22 protein-coding genes are annotated in these 19930 nt (G+C 35.1%); 15 read left to right on the top strand and 7 right to left on the bottom strand.

Going from position 1 to position 19930, the window contains the following annotated elements:
• Positions 1-15: 15 nt before the first annotated feature.
• On the bottom strand, positions 16-144 hold the full coding sequence (gene yhfH / locus Y7E_RS31025; protein WP_000567010.1) for a protein YhfH: 129 nt from the start codon (positions 142-144) through the stop codon (positions 16-18).
• Positions 145-344: 200 nt separating this feature from the next.
• On the opposite strand from yhfH, the gene Y7E_RS0119340 reads away from it, so the two are divergent.
• The 6 genes from Y7E_RS0119340 to Y7E_RS0119315 all read left to right on the top strand — a co-directional run bounded on the left by Y7E_RS0119340 (position 345) and on the right by Y7E_RS0119315 (position 6831).
• Positions 345-1079, top strand: a complete 735-nt coding sequence (locus Y7E_RS0119340) for an MBL fold metallo-hydrolase (protein WP_017152913.1) — start codon at positions 345-347, stop codon at positions 1077-1079.
• 9 nt (positions 1080-1088) lie between these two features.
• Entirely contained in the window at positions 1089-2078 is a 990-nt protein-coding gene (locus Y7E_RS0119335; RefSeq protein WP_017152912.1) for a lipoate--protein ligase, read from the top strand.
• A 210-nt stretch (positions 2079-2288) separates the two neighbouring features.
• On the top strand, positions 2289-3821 hold the full coding sequence (locus tag Y7E_RS0119330) for a fatty acid--CoA ligase family protein (RefSeq protein ID WP_017152911.1): 1533 nt from the start codon (positions 2289-2291) through the stop codon (positions 3819-3821).
• A gap of 448 nt (positions 3822-4269) precedes the next feature.
• Entirely contained in the window at positions 4270-4518 is a 249-nt protein-coding gene (locus Y7E_RS0119325; protein WP_017152910.1) for a hypothetical protein, read from the top strand.
• A gap of 140 nt (positions 4519-4658) precedes the next feature.
• The gene (locus Y7E_RS0119320) at positions 4659-5768 is read left to right on the top strand and encodes a metallophosphoesterase (protein ID WP_017152909.1); all 1110 of its coding nucleotides are present in this window, start codon (positions 4659-4661) and stop codon (positions 5766-5768) included.
• A 154-nt stretch (positions 5769-5922) separates the two neighbouring features.
• Entirely contained in the window at positions 5923-6831 is a 909-nt protein-coding gene (locus tag Y7E_RS0119315) for an AraC family transcriptional regulator (RefSeq protein ID WP_017152908.1), read from the top strand.
• 30 nt (positions 6832-6861) lie between these two features.
• Here Y7E_RS0119315 and Y7E_RS0119310 read toward each other — a convergent pair whose 3' ends face one another.
• Both Y7E_RS0119310 and Y7E_RS0119305 read right to left on the bottom strand, forming a co-directional pair.
• Entirely contained in the window at positions 6862-8622 is a 1761-nt protein-coding gene (locus Y7E_RS0119310; protein WP_017152907.1) for a sensor histidine kinase, read from the bottom strand.
• Between the two features lie 9 nt (positions 8623-8631).
• Positions 8632-9336, bottom strand: a complete 705-nt coding sequence (locus Y7E_RS0119305; RefSeq protein WP_017152906.1) for a response regulator transcription factor — start codon at positions 9334-9336, stop codon at positions 8632-8634.
• A 141-nt stretch (positions 9337-9477) separates the two neighbouring features.
• On the opposite strand from Y7E_RS0119305, the gene Y7E_RS0119300 reads away from it, so the two are divergent.
• From Y7E_RS0119300 to Y7E_RS0119290, 3 genes are all read left to right on the top strand, one after another.
• The gene (locus Y7E_RS0119300; protein ID WP_017152905.1) at positions 9478-10305 is read left to right on the top strand and encodes a CPBP family intramembrane glutamic endopeptidase; all 828 of its coding nucleotides are present in this window, start codon (positions 9478-9480) and stop codon (positions 10303-10305) included.
• Positions 10306-10386: 81 nt separating this feature from the next.
• Entirely contained in the window at positions 10387-10686 is a 300-nt protein-coding gene (locus Y7E_RS0119295) for a hypothetical protein (protein WP_017152904.1), read from the top strand.
• A 13-nt stretch (positions 10687-10699) separates the two neighbouring features.
• Positions 10700-10879 carry a hypothetical protein gene (locus tag Y7E_RS0119290; RefSeq protein ID WP_026049271.1) on the top strand — a complete coding sequence of 60 codons (180 nt, stop codon included), beginning with the start codon at positions 10700-10702 and terminating at the stop codon, positions 10877-10879.
• A gap of 93 nt (positions 10880-10972) precedes the next feature.
• Here Y7E_RS0119290 and Y7E_RS0119285 read toward each other — a convergent pair whose 3' ends face one another.
• Entirely contained in the window at positions 10973-11557 is a 585-nt protein-coding gene (locus Y7E_RS0119285) for an SCO family protein (RefSeq protein WP_017152902.1), read from the bottom strand.
• A 157-nt stretch (positions 11558-11714) separates the two neighbouring features.
• On the opposite strand from Y7E_RS0119285, the gene Y7E_RS0119280 reads away from it, so the two are divergent.
• Positions 11715-12977, top strand: a complete 1263-nt coding sequence (locus Y7E_RS0119280) for a M48 family metallopeptidase (protein WP_017152901.1) — start codon at positions 11715-11717, stop codon at positions 12975-12977.
• 111 nt (positions 12978-13088) lie between these two features.
• Here the strand turns inward: Y7E_RS0119280 and Y7E_RS0119275 are convergent, their stop codons facing one another.
• From Y7E_RS0119275 to Y7E_RS0119265, 3 genes are read right to left on the bottom strand one after another with little or no spacing between them, the layout of a single operon-like run.
• Positions 13089-13616: a permease gene (locus Y7E_RS0119275; protein WP_017152900.1), complete on the bottom strand. Its 528-nt coding sequence runs from the start codon at positions 13614-13616 to the stop codon at positions 13089-13091.
• Positions 13613-14095 (bottom strand): hypothetical protein, encoded by a 483-nt coding sequence (locus Y7E_RS0119270; RefSeq protein WP_017152899.1) that lies wholly within the window; start codon positions 14093-14095, stop codon positions 13613-13615. Before Y7E_RS0119270 ends, Y7E_RS0119275 begins: the two co-directional genes overlap by 4 nt.
• Positions 14088-14429: a PadR family transcriptional regulator gene (locus tag Y7E_RS0119265; protein ID WP_017152898.1), complete on the bottom strand. Its 342-nt coding sequence runs from the start codon at positions 14427-14429 to the stop codon at positions 14088-14090. The genes Y7E_RS0119270 and Y7E_RS0119265 overlap by 8 nt, the downstream gene beginning before the upstream one ends.
• Before the next feature lie 422 nt (positions 14430-14851).
• On the opposite strand from Y7E_RS0119265, the gene Y7E_RS0119260 reads away from it, so the two are divergent.
• The 5 genes from Y7E_RS0119260 (at position 14852) to aceB (ending at position 19925) form a co-directional block, all read left to right on the top strand.
• Complete coding sequence (locus Y7E_RS0119260) at positions 14852-15280, top strand: DUF1648 domain-containing protein (protein WP_017152897.1); 429 nt, start codon at positions 14852-14854, stop codon at positions 15278-15280.
• A 141-nt stretch (positions 15281-15421) separates the two neighbouring features.
• Positions 15422-16291 (top strand): DMT family transporter, encoded by an 870-nt coding sequence (locus Y7E_RS0119255; RefSeq protein ID WP_034278842.1) that lies wholly within the window; start codon positions 15422-15424, stop codon positions 16289-16291.
• A gap of 201 nt (positions 16292-16492) precedes the next feature.
• Positions 16493-17155: an S-layer homology domain-containing protein gene (locus Y7E_RS0119250; RefSeq protein ID WP_017152895.1), complete on the top strand. Its 663-nt coding sequence runs from the start codon at positions 16493-16495 to the stop codon at positions 17153-17155.
• A gap of 309 nt (positions 17156-17464) precedes the next feature.
• Positions 17465-18124, top strand: coding sequence for an S-layer homology domain-containing protein (locus Y7E_RS0119245; RefSeq protein WP_017152894.1), 660 nt, complete (start codon positions 17465-17467; stop codon positions 18122-18124).
• Between the two features lie 211 nt (positions 18125-18335).
• Positions 18336-19925, top strand: coding sequence for a malate synthase A (gene aceB, locus Y7E_RS0119240; RefSeq protein ID WP_017152893.1), 1590 nt, complete (start codon positions 18336-18338; stop codon positions 19923-19925).
• The last annotated feature ends 5 nt before the right edge of the window (positions 19926-19930 follow it).

Genomic DNA, 19930 nt, shown 5'->3' with positions numbered 1-19930 from the left:
TATGTTTAGAAACTACTATTCTTCGTGAACGCAATCGTCACATTTGTTATGATATGCTTCGTGTTGCTCATCAATTTCCTTCCCGCAGTGTGCACAAGTTTTTGTTGGTAAATTTCTGAAAAATTCCATCGGTTGATCGATCATGTAGATCCCTCCATTTCCATTTCTTACTAACATTGTATTAGTACAAATCGATAATGTCAACAACTGTTTTATAACAAAGTGAAAAATAATGAAAAAGTTTAGGAAATGAATTATAGTTAACAATGTAGAGTGTAAGTAAAAATCTTTCTCATTAGAGGAGGAATACTGCATTTCTAGCGGTTTAGAAAGGATGGATACATATGAAAATGACTGTTGTTGGCTTTTGGGGGGGCTTTCCAGAAGCGGGAGAAGCAACGTCGGGGTATTTGTTTGAACACGATGGTTTTCGTTTACTTGTTGACTGTGGTAGCGGTGTACTAGCACAGCTTCAAAAATATATAACACCATCTGATATAGATGCAGTTCTGCTGTCACACTATCATCACGACCATGTTGCTGATATTGGGGTATTGCAATATGCAAGGTTAATTACGAGTGCGACAAAAGGACAATTACCAGAACTACCGATTTATGGACATGGGTTTGATGTACAAGGATTTGCTTCCTTAACGCATGAACCGCATACGAAAGGGATTGTGTATAATCCGGAAGAACTACTTCAGATTGGGCCGTTCTCGATTTCATTTTTAAAAACAGTACATCCTGTTATATGCTATGCGATGCGTATTACAGCGGGAGATGAAGTAATCGTATATAGTGCTGATTCCAGCTACATTCCTGAATTTATTCCATTTACAAAAGATGCAGATTTATTTATTTGTGAGTGTAATATGTATGCACATCAGGAAGCTGCAAAAGCAGGGCATATGAATAGTACAGAAGTAGCAGACATTGCAAAACATGCAAATGTAAAGGAATTACTGTTAACGCATCTGCCGCACGCAGGAAACACATCTGATTTAGTAGAAGAAGCAAAACAAATTTTCGGTGGCCGCATTACGCTTGCACATAGCGGTTACGTTTGGAATTCATGAGGTGATAGAATGTTATTTATTGATAATAAAGGGATTACAGATCCTACAATTAACTTAGCAATTGAAGAATATTGTGTGAAAAATTTAGATATTAACGAAACGTACTTATTGTTCTATATTAATGAGCCTTCCATTATCATTGGGAAAAACCAAAACACGGTGGAAGAAATTAATGCTGATTATGTAAATGAAAAAGGAATTCATGTCGTAAGACGCTTGTCTGGTGGCGGCGCTGTATATCATGATTTAGGAAACTTAAACTTTAGCTTTATTACGAAAGATGATGGAGATAGTTTTCATAACTTTAAAAAGTTCACAGAACCTGTTACGAAAGCACTTGGAAAATTAGGTGTAAATGCAGAATTAAGTGGGCGTAATGATATTTTAGCAGAAGGTAGAAAAATTTCAGGTAATGCACAGTTTTCAACGAAAGGTCGTATGTTCAGTCACGGTACATTATTATTTGATTCTGAAATCGATCACGTTGTATCAGCATTAAAAGTTAAAATGGATAAGATTCAATCAAAAGGGATTAAGTCAATCCGTAGCCGCGTGGCAAACATTACGGAATTTTTAAATGAAAAAATGACAACAGAAGAGTTTAAACAGCTTCTTCTTGCGACGATTTTTGAAGGAGAAACAGAAGTTCCGACATATGAATTAACAGAAGAAGATTGGAAAGAAATCTACAAAATCTCTGAAGAGCGTTACCGTAATTGGGATTGGAACTATGGTAAATCTCCTAAATTCAACTTACAACATTCACACCGTTTCCCAGTTGGACAAGTTGATGTTCGCCTAGAGGTAACAAAGGGAACAGTGACTGAATGCAAAGTATACGGTGATTTCTTCGGCGCCCTAGATGTTCATGATATTGAAGAGCGTTTAACAGGCGTACAGTTTGATAAAGAAGCGTTTGCCACGGCTCTAGAAGATGTGGACGTAAAACGCTACTTTGGTAATATAACAAAAGAAGATTTCTTAGCATTATTCTTTTAAATGGTAAAAACAGTCATATTGTATGTATGACTGTTTTTTATTTTGTTGCAAAAAAGCGCATAAAAACAACGGATAGAGTCTCTAATTGAAAAATGAATGAATGCTCATTTATATGCGGTTATTTGAATGTTACTTGCTACTTGAATTTTCTTTTAATATAATGTATTTAGAATTTTTAAAATTTCTAAATTTTATAAAGGTGGGATTTGTGTGAATCTCGTTCAATCTTTGGCTGAAACAGCAAAAAAGAAAGGAGAGAAACCGGCGTATATATTTATGGATCAGTCGGTCTCGTATGACCAATTAAACAAAATGGTCACGAGGTTTTCTAGTAATTTAGCAGAAATGGGCATTGGAAAAGGGGACAATGTCGCATTAATTGTTGGTAATTCACCACATTTTTTAGTTGGATTATATGGGACGATGAAAGCGGGAGCAACTGTCATTCCAATTAATCCAATTTATACGGCAGACGAAATGCATTACATTTTACAAAATGGAGATGTAAAAACAATCATCACACTCGACGTTCTTCTACCTGTTATACAATCTCTTACAACAAGACTTCCTTCTCTCGAACATATCATCATATGTGAAACCTCATCAGATTTCAATCATACAGAAACCGAAAAAATGAAAACGTTTACTGGTCTAGTCGGAACCGGTGACCTATCTTATGAAGGTCCAGAGCTAGATGAAGAGGATGTAGCGGTTATTTTATACACTTCAGGCACAACCGGAAAACCAAAAGGGGCTATGTTAACACATAAAAATTTATATAGTAATGCTGGAGACGTAGCGGCGTATTTACAATACACTGCGGATGATCGCATTGTTGCGGCACTCCCGATGTTCCATGTATTTTGTTTAACAGTTGCAGTGAATGCTCCAATCATTAACGGTGCCACGATTTTAATGTTACCAAAGTTTAGTCCGAAAGAAGTATTTCGTATTTGTCGTACGTATGAGCCGACAATATTTGCTGGCGTACCAACAATGTACAATTATTTATATTTATATGAGGAAGCAAGCGCAGAGGATGTTCAGACGCTCAGGTTATGTATTTCTGGCGGTGCTTCTATGCCTGTTGCGCTTCTGAAAAACTTTGAAAATCGCTTTGGTGTTATTGTTTCAGAAGGATATGGGTTATCAGAGGCTTCACCAGTTACTTGTTTTAACCCACTAGATCGCCCGCGTAAACCAGGATCAATTGGAACGAATATTTGGCATGTAGAAAATAAAATTGTGAATGAGCTTGGGGAAGAAGTTTCCGTAGGCGAAGTAGGCGAATTAATTGTTCGCGGGCCAAATGTTATGAAAGGATATTATAATGCACCGGAAGATACAGCGGCAACGCTTCGTAATGGATGGCTATATACAGGGGACTTAGCAAAAATGGATGGTGAAGGTTACTTTTATATCGTTGACCGAAAAAAAGATATTGTACTTGTAGGTGGATATAACGTATACCCTCGTGAAGTAGAAGAGGTATTATATCAACATGAGGCAGTTGCAGAAGTTGTTGTAATTGGTGTTCCAGATGAAAATTTAGGAGAAGCTGTACGCGCTTATGTTGTTCTGAAGAATGGGGCAGTCACAGAAGAGGAATTAACGCATTACTGTTCTTTACATCTTGCAAAGTATAAGGTACCAAAGAGCATAGAGTTTTTGGAGGAGTTACCGAAGAATACAACCGGAAAACTGCTTAGAAGAGCATTAAGAGAGAAGGCAATGCAGGTATAATAATAGATTGTGGAAATAGAGTTTTTAACAAGATAATATATGTTTCTATAAAACCATACATTCATTATTTAGGAATGTATGGTTTTATTTGTATGATGGACAGCGCTCACTTCATTTTGTTAACAGAAAATAAAATTAGTAACCTTTGTTATATTTTGTACTTAACATGAATTGGTTAAGCTGCAAAGCCATATATTTAAACCGTATAAAGTGAAACTTTAATCAGTGGGGGGTTCTCCATCCCCCACTGATTATTAGCCCTCACCAATCGGGCTTTTACGGGCAGGTTATCTCCCACCTAACTTCTTTAGAAAAGCGGAAGCGGCTCGCTCAAAATCGCAGGACGTTGGAGCACCCGACAGAGAGGCGCTTTTTGCCTCGTCCGAGGGAGTATTTACTGCCCGCGAATAGCGGGATAAATTGTATATGAACGAGGAGGAGGCTTTTTTTGAAGAGGAAAGAAATGCGCTTGCGCAAAGTACAACATCTTGTTTATGACATTATGGATGAAATGCATGTGAAAAATGAAGCGAGGGATCCAGAAACTTTACAAAAGGTAATTGATCATCTCTCAGGAGCAATTGGTGATTTAGCGGATCCTTCAGGGACGTATTCACTAGATTACTTAGAGAAAAAGGTTAATAGTGCGTATGATTTATTATTTAAAAACAAGAAGAAAGTACAATTACATTATTAGATGTGGGGAAAGTAAAAACACTAAGTAAAATCTGTTTAGTGTTTTTACTTTTACTATTATCAAATATTTCGTAATGCGTAATATTCACAGTATGAACAGGTTGCAGGTTATAATGAAAGAAATACAAGAGGAGGCATACTGTGAAAAAGCGTCGATATTTTAATAAAGTTACTATTTTTATCATATACACATTACTGATGTTTTACATCGGATGGAATGGCTGGGTTTGGTTTCGAACGACTTTTGGTTGGCAATCTTGGGGATATTATGCATTGTTAGTTGGATTGCTTTCATATGCATATTTGATCGTCCAAGTTTTTAAATTCATCCCTTTCTTAAGGACAATCGGCTCCTATTGGTTTGCCGTTATACAATATGCACTTATATTGTTACCACTAGCTGATGTAACAGTGTTTATCTTACAACTGTTATCAGTACCGATAGATACAGCTATTATTTGGACAGGAATTGTTACTCTTAGTATGTTTATTTTTATTTTTGGTTATGGGACATTTAATGCTTATAGTCCGGTTGTTCGAAAGTATGAGATTCATATACCGAAAGAAGTGAAAGGACGTAAAACCCTTCGCATTGCAATGGCTTCTGATATGCATTTTGGTAAATTATCAGGCATGTCTCATTTAAAAAGGTTAGTGCATCATGTAAATGAAATGAATCCCGATATCATCTTGCTGCCAGGAGATATCATTGATGATCATCCAGGAGAGTTTATTAAGAAGAACATGGGACAAGTTATGAAACAAATGCAGGCGCCTCTTGGTGTGTATGGAGTGCTCGGAAATCATGAATATTATGGAAGGGCAATTCCGGAGTTTCTGCAAGAGATGAACAAGATTGATATCCATATCATGTTAGATGAAGTGATTAAAATTGAAGATAGTTTTTACCTTGTTGGAAGAAGAGATAAAACAGAGCGAGATCGTCAAAGCTTCGAAGAGCTAATGAGCACAGTAGATAAATCGCTTCCTGTTATAGCGATGGATCATCAGCCATTCGAATTAAAGCAGGCAGAGGCGTCTGGTGTTGATTTACTATTATCGGGTCATACACATAGAGGACAAATGGCACCGAATCATCTTATTACGAGAAGAATGTATGAATTGGACTGGGGATACGTACAGAAAGAAGCATTCCATGCAATTGTTTCTTCTGGATTTGGATTTTGGGGGCCGCCATTAAGAATTGGGAGCCGGTCAGAGATTATTCAGATAGAGGTTACTTTTGAGTGATTAAGGAAAGCAGCTACCGTGTTGGTAGTTGCTTTTCATATGCTTTCGTTCCCAATTGGATATTTTAATAGTCTCTTTAAAATAAAAGCAAAAAACGTCAAGAAAAGAATTGTATTCTCTTTTATCATAATACATATAAGGCGGGTGAACAGAGATGGAAAGCTATGAAACACAAATTCAAAAAGCAATTGATTATATTGAAGAAGATGTAATGGAGAAACAAACATTAAGTAATTTGGCTCGTATTGCAGGATTCTCGGAGTATCATTTTCACCGTGTTTTTCAAGCGATGGTTGGTGATTCTGTAATGGAGTATGTTCGTAAGAGAAGGCTCGCCCGGGCAGCTTATCAGCTTTCTCATTCAGAAGAAAAAATTCTGGATATCGCATTAGAACATGGCTTTCAATCTCATGAAACGTTCACCCGGGCTTTTAAAAAGCTGTTTCAGATGACACCAAGTAGCTACCGAAAGCAAGGAATTAAGACGCCGATGTATTATAAAGCAAATGTGAGGCAGCGGAAGTTCAATCCATATTTAGGGGGAATAAAAATGGAATTTCGTATTGAAAAAAAGCCAGCGTTTCATGTAGCGGGATATGAAATGAAGACAACTAGTAAAGAAGGAAAAAATCATAAAGATATTCCAACATTCTGGGATCAATATTTAAAAAACAATCTTGCAGATCGCATTCCGAACCGTAAACATACAAATCAATATGTAGAGCTTGGAATGTGTACGGATTTCAATTTAGAAACAGGAGATTTTACTTATATTATTGGAATGGAAGTAACAAACTTTGATGGGATATCAAATGAATTAGCACAGCGCACGTTCCCAGAAGCAACGTACGCTGTATTTACAACACCAAAAGTACCACATAAAGATATGGTGTCTTCCATTCACCAAACATGGAATGCAATTTTCTCAGAATGGTTCCCGCATTCAGGCTATGAGCATGCTGGAGTTACAGAGTTTGAGTTATATGATGAACGTTGTCATGAAGATAAGAGTGAATTTGCGCAAGTTGAAATTTGGTTGCCAGTGCAGAAAAAACAACAGTAAGAAGATAAAAGAGCTTCCTAGATTTATACACTAGGAAGCTCTTTTATCATTAGATGAGAATGGAAATACCATCGTAATGGTTGTTCCTTTCTCAAGCTCACTTTCAATCGAAATTGTACCGTTATGCGCAAGAACGAGTTGTTTTGTGATTGCTAAGCCGAGGCCTGTTCCAGCATTATTTTCTTCAGTATTTGTACCGCGGTAATATCGTTCAAATAAAAGTTCTTTCGTTTGTTCATCCATTCCTTTTCCATTGTCAGAAATAGAAAGTGTAAAAGAATGTTTATCCTGTCCAAGGCTTACAATGACATTTGTGGTTTCATTATTATGTTTTACTGCATTTGCTAATAAGTTCTCAATGATACGCCTGAACCATTTTTCTTCAATGGAATAATGAATGGCATTGGAACTAGGAACAAATTCAATGTTTTGATTTTGTAGTGTCGGGTTGTTAATAAATTGTAACAAGACTTTTTGGACGAATTGATTAATCTCAACTTTAACGTGTTGAGAGGGAATCGCATTGTTTTTTAATTGATACGTTAAGCTTAAGTCATCAATTAATGTTGTCATATATTGAGATTTTTCTTGTATAACACGACCAAACTCTTGAATGTCGTGTTCATTCCAGTTATATTGTTTCGATTCTAGTAAGAGAGAGTACCCGTAAATGGAACTGAGCGGTGTTTTTAAATCATGTGTGAGACCAGTAATCCATTCTTCACGTGTTTGTTCAATCACTTTTCGGATGGACTCATTTTTTTTGAGTGTAATAGAAAGGTGTTCTAAAGCGTTTGTTACGTCTTTAAACAGCCTGAATGACCATTTTTCTTTACCAGATTGCCGAAATCGAATGGCTTTTCCTTTTTTACTTACTGGTTCTTCGTATGTTCCACTAGCTATATTTTTGAGCCAGCGCATTGCATGTAATAATGGTTTGCCAAACTTTCTTCCGTACCAAATAGAGAGAATAACTAAGTAGACAAACACGACAAGAAAAATAGATCCAAATCCAGTGAATACCTTTGTGGTTAATGCATCTTCATTCATATCAGATGGGTAGTAATAATCATTTTTCACGGTTATGGTAAATAGTGTTTGATCCTCTGGATTATAAAAACTCGATATATTTTCTTTATGATTCCAAGGCTCTTTATCAGAGAGTGCGGCTTGGATCGCTGAAAATGCTTTTCCCTTTTTTTCTGGGTATGAAAAAATTTCTTCTCCTTTTGCATTAAACAATTGTAGTGTAGCACCTTCTGCGGTAAGGTCCTTTTTTTCTTTTTCAGTTAAAGAAAATTCAGCTGTTAATGGAGAACCGTGTTCTTGTTTTAATCTTTGAAGTATTACATTACTTTTTATTGTATCACCATAAATGACAATTGCTTTCTTTTCCTCTAATTCAATGTCCCAATAAGTAAATTTATAAGAGCTTTCTATATGATTCTGTAGATAAGCAACTAATGATGTTTTTGTATAAGAAGTGGGAACATCTTCAGGAGTATTGAAGTGATAGAGAACTTTTCCTTTTTCATCTACAATTTGAAGCCAATCATTTTGGTTCTTAATGATTTCTTTTACCTCAGATCCTAATGTAATGCGTCCATTTTCTGAAGAAACGTAATGAGAAAGAGTGAAATTATCAAATTCAGGTACATTTGGTTCGTAAAGAGTTGTACTGACAAGATAAGCTAAATATCCAAATGCGATTATTACTGCAATTAGTAAAGTAAATAAGACGAAAATATGCTGTATAATAAATTGGATAATAAGTCTTCTACTTAAATTCATAGTCGTTACCTACTTTGCGATGAACTTATAGCCAAGTCCGCGAACCGTTTTTATATACTTTGGGTTACTTGGATCAAGTTCAATTTTTTCACGTAGTTTTCGAATATGAACCATAACGGTATTGTCATCACCATTATAGGCAGGAGCACCCCATACTTTTTCGTATATTTCTTCTTTTGAAAACACGTAATTAGGATGTTCACAGAAAAAGAGTAGTAGTTGAAAGAGCTGAGCTGAACATTCCACAACTTTTCCATCTACATTTAATTCAGCTGCATGTTTATCGACTTGAAATCTTCCAAATGAAATAAAGTATGTTTCTTTCGCAGGTTGCGAGATTTGTTTCATATGTCTTCGAAGCTGAGCTTTTATACGGGCGACAACTTCCAGCGGATTGAATGGTTTTGTAATATAGTCGTCTGCGCCATATAAGAAACCAGAGACTTTATCTAAATCAGATGATTTAGCTGTTAGAAAGAAAATTGGACAATCTGTTTTTTGACGGATGATTGGACAAATATCAAAACCGGATTGTCCTGGAAGCATCACGTCTAAAATCATTAAATCATAACGATTATGTTCCACAAATTGTAAAGCTTCTTCTGCGGATGTGGCAGTTGTAATATGAGAAAATCCTTCTTTTTGTAGAATCGTAGTTAATAGTTGTAAAATTGCTGTTTCATCATCGACAAGTAAAATATTTGCATTATACAATCTGAATCGCCTCCTATTTTCATCGAATATCATAACATTTTCTTGTAAGTTATGGGATTTTTAAGGAAAATTTAAGGTTTTCTTAGCTTAAAAATAAGATTGGAGTGATATGATAAATGTAACATAGGGGAGGAGATGAGTTTGAATCCGTTTTATTCGATGCGAGCACGATATTTTTTGATTGTATATACACTACTTATTTTAATTGAACATACTAGTAAACAAGTGCTAGAAAATACATTTCATATATCACTTTCTTCTTTTACAAGCATACTTGTACTATATGTATTTCCATCCGTTTGGTTATTGTATCAATGTAAGCGTCATCGTGTACCGTTTACTATATTTATGAATAAAAGAGAATCATTTAATCTTGTACATGTTTTAATGATTACAGGAATGTTATGCCTTTTTAGTTATGGATACCTTGTATTGTATATGTATAGCTTTGCATGGATTACACCGGATTTTATTATGAATATATTACATGAACCTATTATAGGTAGTACGGGTGGATACGTATATCAATTTATAATAATAGTACTGGTAGCTCCAATTATAGGTGAATTCGTATTTAGGGGATTTCTATTTCAGCGCTTTGCGGCGAAATGGGGAACCGGAAAAGCGATGGTTATGGTAGCGTTTCTTTTTGGATGTTTGCATATTGATTTTCTCGGTGCTGCCATATTTAGTATCGTCCTATCAATAGTATACGTTCGTACGAAAAGTTTACTGATGCCAATTAGTATCCATATATTAAATAATGCGATCGTACTCATTACATCTCTTATTTTGAGTGAGGAAGAAATGATAAGCCTTGCGGATTTTTCCAATCAAACTTCATTTTTTACAGGACTTATTATCTTTATCATTGGATTAAATTTAGTACTCGTCTTTTTGTTTATTAATCGTCGTTATATGAACAAAGAGGTGCTAGTAGTATATACAAATAAAATGAGAGAGTTATAGCTTGGGCTTGAACTCTTTCATTTAAAGTGAAATATATGTAATGAATAAAGAAACAATATAGAAAGGAATGTGTATGATTCTATGAATGGGACAATACAATCAAATAAACTATTTTATTTGATTATGGTGAGTTTAATTGTAATTACAACAGTGAATGTAGGTTTTCGCTGGGATGAACCATACTTTTTTGTTTATTTAGCACTTCATCTTCTAGGGCTGCTGTGTATTGGGGGCGGAATTGTAGTTGAGAAAAGAAGTGAAGATGGGATTAACTATATATGTGTGCTTGGTCTTATACTACTTTTAACAGTACAAGGAATTATGAAATATAGTTCTATTTCTTTTCAGGATTTCAATTTCTTCGTCAACATTTTTCAATAAAGGGTGCTGATTGATATTTTCGAAAAAACAAGTTGGATATGTAGTTGTTTTACTTTGGTTTATCTTAATTATTGTAGGGAAAGTGTATCTAAACCATTATGAATACGGGAAATATATAAGTGGGTTCGGTCTTATTTGCTGGATTGCGAGTGCGTTTCTTATTCCAACATATGAGCCGAAGAAATATATATAGAAATAAATAGAAAGTGTAGAATGGATAGGACTTAATTTTCGTAGCATAATTTATATAGAATTAAAAAGCCTCTTCGAATTATGAAGAGGTTTTTTATAATGCATCTTTAATTTTCTCAAGCACTTTTTTGCTGTTAAACCCGCGTTCTCCCATGCCGAAGACTTCAATTAAACGATCATGTTCATCGAGCAAATAGGAGTTAGAAGTGTGAATATAGAGCCCGCTTCCAGGGTCGCGGTACTGGAAGTTAAATGTATCTGCTAGTTTTTTCGTTTCATCTTCATCGCCACGTAGTAAATGCCAGCCCTTTGTTTTTTTCATTTCAAACGTGTTGGAATATGTAGTTAATATTTCTTTTGTATCGAACTTAGGATCAATGGTAATTGTAATAAATTCAATCTTTTTACCAAACAATTTATCCTTCTCTAATTCGTCTCGTAAATGTTTCATTTTGTATGTAGTAACTGGGCAAATATCAGGACATTTTGTATATATAAATTCTACGATTTTTAGTTTCTTCGGTAGTTGATCAAAAGATAACGTTGTACCATTTACATCTTCCATGACGATTCCACGCGGTATTTCAGCAGAAGCTTTGCGATAATCTGTAAAATAGTAAATTCCAATTCCGATTACAATGACTAAACCTAATGTAAAAGTAATATAAATTTTTTTCATTTTCCAATCCCCTCCCAGTTTTATTTTAAAAGAAAAATCCAAGGATTTTTAAAGAGGGATTGAAAATTGCATGACAATTCCGATTATTAGCTTGTTCTATTTTAGAAAGAACGAACTTACAATAATAAGAGACAGGCAGCATAGAGGAGGTAGTAATGTGAAAAAGGTTATTAAGTGGTCGCTTTTTTTGTACGTTGGTTTTGCGCTATTTATATATTGGTATTTATTTGGATGGAATCATGAGATTATTCCAGATATGTATAAAGGAACGAGTGCTGATCCACAGACGTTTATGAATGCAAAGGAACTTACATTAAGTCAAGATTACTCGCGCGTGAAAAACTTACTCTTTTTTTTAGCTACACCTCTTGAATGGATTATTTTATTGTTTGTCCTTGTTTTAGGAGTATCAAGACGTTTTGAAAAATGGTCAAAGGAAACGACAAAAGTACGGGTTATTCAAGTCGCTATTTATCTTTTTTATTTATCATTGCTTACAACTGTTCTCTCATTGCCACTGCAATGGATGGGACATCAAATATCAATTGATTACGGTATTTCAACACAATCAACAGCGAGCTGGATAAAAGATCATGTGATTGATTTTTGGGTCAATTATATTATGATGCTTCTCATTGTTTCTGTGCTTTTATGGCTCATTTATAAATTTCCGAAGCGGTGGTGGTTAGCCGGTTGGGCTTTGTCTGTACCGTTTACAATTTTTTTAACATTTGTACAGCCTGTTTTAATTGATCCGCTGTATCATGATTTTTCTACGTTGCAAAATAAAGACTTAGAGGAGAAAATTTTAGCAATTGCTGACAGGGCACATATCCCAACTGAGCATGTATATGAAGTGAACATGTCTGAGAAAACGACGGCTCTAAATGCATATGTGACAGGGATTGGATCGAATTCCCGAATTGTATTATGGGATACAACGCTCCAGCAGTTAAAAGATAAAGAGATTTTATTTATCATGGCTCATGAAATGGGACATTACGTGATGAAACATATATATTGGGGTGTGGCGAGTTATATAGTGTTAACGTTTGTAGGGATGTATTTGATTAGTCGTATTATAAATATGTGTGTACGGAAATGGGGAGACACATTACAAATTTCGAAACTGGCATGTTTCTCAATTATACCATTGTTTTTTCTTATCTCTTCCGTATTGTCTTTTGCGGTGAGTCCAGTATCAAACTATGTATCTCGTATAGAAGAACGGGCGGCTGATCAATATGCATTAGATATGACGAAGGATGGAAAGTCTGGTGTAAAAACATTTCAATATTTATCAAAAACAGGATTAAGTCAAGTGAATCCGCCGGCGTTAGTGAAGTTTTTCTTATATACACATCCGCCAATTTTTGAGAGAATTCATGCATTTGAAGAATATGATAAACAAAAGAAATGAGGAGCAGCGGTGACGCTGCTTCTTTATTTTACAATTCCAGTTTATGGAGTCTTTTTAATCAACCACAAAAGGGGTTAGGATTGAGAGGCTTAAAAAATCATTCCTCAAGATCTATATTTCTTTAGTTATATCATATTGCAACAATTGTCGTTTATCATAGAACTTCTCATAAATAATACCCATTAAATAGAAAAATAATAGACCAAAACAAATATGAATGAGTGTAAATTTAGCTCCAAATGAAGTAAATTCATATATAATAACCGGTAATTTTGCAGTTGTCCAAACTCCTAGAAAAAATACAATGTATCGTATGCTCGCTCCTTTTTTTAATAAAAGTGCCGCGATTGGAAAAGCAATATAGAGGGGACCGGCTGCAATTCCTCCTAATAATAGAGAGAATAAGATTCCATAGATACCGGATTTTTCTCCCATATATTTAATTAATGTTTCTTTCTTCACCCACTGGTCAAGTAACCCTACGAATATTAAGACAGGAGGAAGTAGAAACAGCATATCTAAAATACTTTTTCCTGTTAATTGAAATGCGTTCCATCCTAACGATTGGTTTATAAAAGTCAATATAATGAGCCCAAATAGTAAAATGAAAAAGAAACGATATCTTTTTAATTCATTCATACCATCACCACCCAAATAATATACGAGAATATGAGAGACATTAACAATGCAGATGCATTACGAGAATAAGCAAAACTTCGCCCAAATATCTTTTGTTCCATCGGTAAAGTTGTGATTCCTACTGACATTAATGTAGACATTAATGCCGCAACTTGAGGGAGACCCGCACCATTTTGGACTAATGTATTTCCAAGAGGAAACACAACAAAGCTTGGAATGAGTGCGACAGAGCCAATTATTGCTGAATAAACAATACCGATGAATCCAGATTTTTCCCCAATGATGGAAGAAATGAACGAAGGTGTTAATATTGATAGTGATAGTCCAACGAAAAGCATAATTGATAGCATGGAAGGTATAAGATTACGAAATATTTTCCATGACTTTAATAAAGCCTCTTTTGTTTTGTTTCGATCCTTTATAAAAGAAATACTGATAAGAATAATGGCTAAAGAGTAAAGGAGAGCGCCATTAATCATGATTAGACTCTTTCCAGTCTTTATATTTGTCTAAGAAAAATGATAAGTTTTTAATTTTTTCTTCAATATCTATTTGAAAATCTTCTAATTTTCTTTTTCCAACTGTAGTAATTTTGTACATTTTTATCGGCTTATCTTGATCAGATGTATCCAAATAAGACTCAATAGCACCTTCTGTCTCTAATTTTTTGAGTGTACGATATATGATGGCACTATCAATTGGATTGATGGGAAGCTCCTCCTCACATTTCTGTAGAAGTTTCCCGCCATAACTATCTCCCTCTGTTAAAAACAGCAAAAGAAATGCACCTGTATGTCTCCCTGTATGTTTCATAAAACATCTAACCTCCTTAATGAAATGTAAAAAATGGCTTTGTTATAATAACAACAATGTACTGTTATTAACAGTAATATGTTACTGGCAGTATAACCTTAATATAATTTCATGTCAATTCTAAAATAAACAACGAGTTTTTGATCAAGCTATATTCTAAAGCTACAACAGGATCCATCCATGCTTATAAGGGGCATTGCATATTTTCACCCCATGCCATGTGAAAACAAACCAGAGGATGTCACTTTTGGTTTACATAGCCGTGATGTATATGTTAAAAAATCAAAATAGATTGTTTAGGAAAAAATATTTTTATGTAAAATATGGTAAAATATAAAGGGGAGGGCGAAAAAATGAAGACGTATATGAGGAAAACAAAATTGGAGAGATAGTTAGATGTTTTTTCAATTCTTAGTATTGTTATGATGATTGTATATATATTTATGAATTGGACAACTTTACCTCATACAATTCCGACACATTTTAACGCAAGCGGGGAAGCTGATGGTTTTGGTGGAAAATGGAGGATATTTATCCATCTAATCGTTGGTCTTGGTTTATATATTTTCTTTAATATATTAAGTCGTTTTCCGAATCTCTTTAATTATCCTGTTAATACGACTGAAGAAAATAAACCGCTAATCTTTGTGAATTCTCGTAAACTGTTAAGCTGGATGAACTTGCAAATTATTATGTTCTGTATATATAACACATGGGAAAATGCCCAAGCAGCTATAACAGGGAAAACGAGTATTTCTATGTTGCTTTTACTCATCTTCATTTTTGTTTTGTTTGGCACAATGGTATTTTATATTGTAAGAGGAATGCGTATTGCCAGTGCTACCTCATAAGTTATGTGCAGGTTTAAAATTTGGAAGATTAAGAAATTTCATGTGAAAATGTGTATTTCAGATTAATGGGGGTTGTTTTTATTGTTTCAAAAAAGTTCCACAAATGTACTATTTCAAACAAAATCATTACCAGCTATAAAAATGATAATATCGATGTCTATTTTCGGTTCAATCGGATTTTTCTCAGTGAAAACAAATTTACCTTCATTTGAGTTGGTATTCGTCCGTTGTATTTGTGCCACGATCTTCTTAACGTTATGCTGGATTGCAACAGGTCAGTTTAAAGAAGAGAAGTGGAACAAAAAAGAAGTAATACAAATACTAGCTTGCGGTGTCTTTCTTGTTTTTAACTGGGTGTTTCTATTTAAAGCTTTCGAAGTAATGTCAGTAACAATTGCGATTTCTGTGTATCATCTTGCACCAATTATTGTATTAATGATTGGGAGTGTTGTGTTCAAGGAAAGATTAACTTTACTATCTGTTATTTCGATTCTTATTTGCTTTGTAGGCACTGTGTTAGTCGCAGGTATGGATGGAAGTGTATCTATAGAGAAACTGATGTCCTCTGGAATGGTTTGGGCGCTACTTGCAGCGTTATTTTATGCATTTACGACTTTATTAGGGAAAGGGATTAAACAGACGAGTGCGTATGCAATGACATTTTTGCAAACCTTTTTAGGCATATTTCTATTGCTACCATTTGTAGACTTTGGAGCATTTCAAGGTTTAACACAAAGCAATTGGATAGCAATTACAGCGACAGGACTTATTCATACTGGTTTTGTTTATTATTTGTTTTTTGATAGTTTAAGAGATTTACCAACAAGGCTCATTTCTGTATTAGTGTTTTTGGATCCAGGTGTAGCAATTCTATTGGATACAGTATTTACTGGATTTCGTCCGACTGCAATGCAGACAGTAGGAATTATTCTTATTTTTGTTGGGATGGCGTTTACTTTCCGGAAACCGAAAGCAGGAAAAAAAGGAGCCAAGGAAGAAGTTTTCTTTTAAGAGACTTGCATACAATTCGAATTTTCTAACATGGATAGAGGGCGAATCGGCTCTCCTTTAATAGTGAAGTTCACAATAATAGATCTTAGAGATAGTTAGTTTTATTCATATGGTTTGGAAGTGCATCATATGTAATATAGATTATCAGATTCAGTCTATTATGTTTCTATTTTAAAAAATAGAATTGAAGGAGAGAGAGCCATGAAGAAAAAAATATTGTGTGCGATGGCTGTAGCGGGGATGATGAGCAGTATATTTGTAAGTACAAATGCGATTTCTGTAAAGGCAGAAGAGTATCCAGAGATGAAGGTATTTGAAGATGTTCCGCAAGGCCACTGGGCATTCGATGCAATTTATGATTTATCCTATCACAAAATTATTGAAGGATATGGAAATAAGAAGTTTGGTATGGGGGATCCGGTGACACGTGAACAAGTAGCGGTCGTAATTTATCGTACGCTGAAAATAGAAAAGCAAGGGGCTTTGAATAATCCATATCGAGACCTTAATGCAAATTCAACGATGTTTTTAGAAGAAATATTGGCATTAACAAAGCGCGGGATTTTTAAAGGTGATGAACATGGAAACTTCAGGCCAAAAGCGCCGTTAACTCGTGCGGAAATGGCGCAAGTTCTTACGAAAGCATTTGAATTTGAGATAAAGCAAAAGCATACGTTTCGTGATATACCTGAAAATTTCTGGGCAAAGGATGCGATTAGTGCATTGCAATCAAACAATGTGGTAGTAGGAACTGGAAGCGGGAAGTTTGAACCAAGAACGATCGTAACGCGTGAACAATATGCGCAGTTTTTATATAATGCCATCATAAATTACCATTTGAAGGAAGAATTAAAAGGTAAGTAGAGTTTAAGAAAGCTCTTTTAATTAATAGGAAAAGCGCAATTATAAAATAGTTGCGCTTTTTGTGTTTTTAGAAAGAATAAGGTCGTATTTCATATTTTAAACGGATATTTTATTGGAAATCCGCTTGTTTTGGCGGTTTTCTACCTAAAATAATTGATTTACATTAGATTTATTATCAATCTACTAAACAAAACATAAGGTGTAATATGATTCACAATTTTGTCACTTATAGCATAAAAAACTATATTGTGCCTGTTTTGTTAATTATTTATATTAAAATAAAAATACATATATAAAGGGGTCTATTTTGTGAACAAAAAAATTTTAAAAGTGGTAACATCATTAACAATTATGGGTGGCGTTTTGTTAAGTACAGATAGTGCTGCTGTAAAGGCTGAACAAAAGGTAGTACAAAAATCAGATCAAATCATATTTCATGATGTTCCACAAGGCCACTGGGCATATGATGCGATTCATGATTTAGCAAATGAAGGAATTATCGCAGGGTATGGTAATGGGATATTTGGTATGGGAGACAATGTAACACGTGAACAAGTAGCTAGATTAATATACCTTACTTTTGGTATAGAAGAACAAGATGAATATGAGAATCCATATGGAGATATCGATGAAAATTCAACGATGTTCCCAGAAGAAATATTAGCTTTAACAGAGCTCGGAATTTTTGCAGGTGATGAAAATGGGAACTTTAGACCGAAAGCAACATTAACACGTGCAGAAATGGCACAAGTTATTACGAATGCTTTTGAATTAGAAGTGAAAGCTCCTCATAACTTTACTGATGTTCCAGCGGGCCATTGGGCGAATGATGCAATTAGCGCAGTACAATCAAATTACATTGCACAAGGGGTTGGAGAAAGGAATTTTGCCCCAAGTATGAAAGTAACGCGTGAACAATATGCGCAGTTTTTATACAATGCAATCATAAATGATCCTTCTGCAGAATAAGAAAAAGTGAATGTATAAAATAGGGCAGGTGTTATATAACACCTGCCTTTTTATTGCATGAAAAGGTGACTGAATCAGTAGATGAAACCGATGTTTCATAAAAAAATAAGTTAAATTTTCAAAAAACTCCTTCCTTTTCTGAAAATTTGTTATATAATATAAAACATAAAATCAAATCTGTTATAAAACAGTTTAAGAAGGAGATGCTAATATGTCGACGCAAACTTCACGGGTTACACTCGCTGGAGAAGTATTACCGGCGTATGGAGAAATTTTGACACCGGAAGCGCTCACTTTTTTAAAAGAGCTGCATGAGAATTTTAATACACGCCGTAAAAGCTTACTGCAAAAACGTGTGGAAAAGCAAAAAAGAATTGATGCAGGGGAGTTTCCGAGCTTTTTACCAGAAACAGCACATATACGTGCTGGAGATTGGACGATTGCACCACTTCCGAAAGATTTGGAAGATCGCCGGGTGGAGATTACAGGACCAGTAGATCGTAAGATGGTTATTAATGCTTTAAACTCAGGTGCACATCTTTTTATGGCAGACTTTGAAGATTCTAATTCGCCGACTTGGCACAATGCGATAGATGGCCAGATTAATTTAAGAGATGCGGTTAAGGGAACGATTTCATATAAGAACCCGGGCGGCAAGGAATATCGTTTAGGTGATAAAACAGCTGTACTTATCGTTCGACCACGTGGTTGGCATTTGGAAGAAAAACATATGTTAGTCGATGGAGAAAAGATGTCAGGTAGTCTTGTTGACTTTGGTTTGTACTTTTTTCATAATGCGAAAACATTATTAGAAAAAGGAAGCGGACCCTATTTTTATTTGCCGAAAATGGAGAGCTATCTAGAAGCGAGATTGTGGAATGATGTTTTTGTGTTTTCGCAGAAATATATTGGGATTCCGAATGGGACGATTAAAGCAACCGCTTTATTAGAGACAATCCACGCTTCTTTTGAAATGGATGAAATTTTATATGAGCTTCGTGACCACTCAGCAGGACTGAATTGTGGGCGCTGGGATTATATTTTTAGTTTCTTAAAAAGTTTTCGTAATCATAATGAATTTTTGCTTCCAGATCGGGCGCAAGTTACGATGACGGCTCCGTTTATGCGCGCGTATTCTTTAAAAGTCATTCAAACGTGCCATCGCCGGAATGCACCAGCAATTGGCGGAATGGCAGCTCAAATTCCGATTAAAAATAATCCGGAAGCAAATGAAGCTGCTTTTGAAAAAGTTCGTATGGATAAAGAGCGTGAAGCTTTAGATGGACATGATGGGACATGGGTTGCCCATCCGGGACTTGTACCGGTTGCGATGGAAGTATTTGATCACATTATGAAAACACCGAATCAAATTTTTAGAAAACGTGAAGAGATTCATGTAACAGAAAAGGACTTGTTAGAAGTACCGGTGGGAACGATTACAGAAGAAGGACTTCGTGTGAATATTAGCGTTGGCATTCAATATATTGCATCGTGGTTAAGTGGCCGCGGGGCAGCACCGATTTACAATTTGATGGAAGATGCAGCAACTGCAGAAATTTCACGAGCGCAAGTGTGGCAATGGATTCGTCATGAAGGCGGGAAGCTGGATGACGGTCGCAAGATAACATTTGCTTTAGTAGAAGAATTTAAGGCAGAAGAGCTGGCAAAAATAGAACAGGAGATTGGTAAAGAAGCGTTTGAGAAAGGTAGATTTATAGAAGCAACAAAGCTCTTTACTAATTTAGTGCAAAATGATGAATTTGAAACATTTTTAACATTACCGGGTTACGAGATTTTATAAAAAGG

Source organism: Bacillus bingmayongensis, assembly GCF_000299035.1.
Taxonomy (GTDB): domain Bacteria; phylum Bacillota; class Bacilli; order Bacillales; family Bacillaceae_G; genus Bacillus_A; species Bacillus_A bingmayongensis.
This window is presented reverse-complemented; position numbering and strand designations above follow the sequence as displayed.

Excerpts from the sequence above, each read along its gene's own strand:
- Y7E_RS0119265 (WP_017152898.1), bottom strand. The coding sequence starts at position 14,429 with ATGAAACATACAGGGAGACATACAGGTGCATTTCTTTTGCTGTTTTTA.
- Y7E_RS0119310 (WP_017152907.1), bottom strand. The coding sequence starts at position 8,622 with ATGAATTTAAGTAGAAGACTTATTATCCAATTTATTATACAGCATATT.
- yhfH (WP_000567010.1), bottom strand. The coding sequence starts at position 144 with ATGATCGATCAACCGATGGAATTTTTCAGAAATTTACCAACAAAAACT.
- aceB (WP_017152893.1), top strand. The coding sequence starts at position 18,336 with ATGTCGACGCAAACTTCACGGGTTACACTCGCTGGAGAAGTATTACCG.
- Y7E_RS0119260 (WP_017152897.1), top strand. The coding sequence starts at position 14,852 with ATGATGATTGTATATATATTTATGAATTGGACAACTTTACCTCATACA.
- Y7E_RS0119285 (WP_017152902.1), bottom strand. The coding sequence starts at position 11,557 with ATGAAAAAAATTTATATTACTTTTACATTAGGTTTAGTCATTGTAATC.
- Y7E_RS0119295 (WP_017152904.1), top strand. The coding sequence starts at position 10,387 with ATGAATGGGACAATACAATCAAATAAACTATTTTATTTGATTATGGTG.
- Y7E_RS0119250 (WP_017152895.1), top strand. The coding sequence starts at position 16,493 with ATGAAGAAAAAAATATTGTGTGCGATGGCTGTAGCGGGGATGATGAGC.
- Y7E_RS0119275 (WP_017152900.1), bottom strand. The coding sequence starts at position 13,616 with ATGAATGAATTAAAAAGATATCGTTTCTTTTTCATTTTACTATTTGGG.
- Y7E_RS0119270 (WP_017152899.1), bottom strand. The coding sequence starts at position 14,095 with ATGATTAATGGCGCTCTCCTTTACTCTTTAGCCATTATTCTTATCAGT.
- Y7E_RS0119335 (WP_017152912.1), top strand. The coding sequence starts at position 1,089 with ATGTTATTTATTGATAATAAAGGGATTACAGATCCTACAATTAACTTA.
- Y7E_RS0119340 (WP_017152913.1), top strand. The coding sequence starts at position 345 with ATGAAAATGACTGTTGTTGGCTTTTGGGGGGGCTTTCCAGAAGCGGGA.
- Y7E_RS0119315 (WP_017152908.1), top strand. The coding sequence starts at position 5,923 with ATGGAAAGCTATGAAACACAAATTCAAAAAGCAATTGATTATATTGAA.
- Y7E_RS0119255 (WP_034278842.1), top strand. The coding sequence starts at position 15,422 with ATGATAATATCGATGTCTATTTTCGGTTCAATCGGATTTTTCTCAGTG.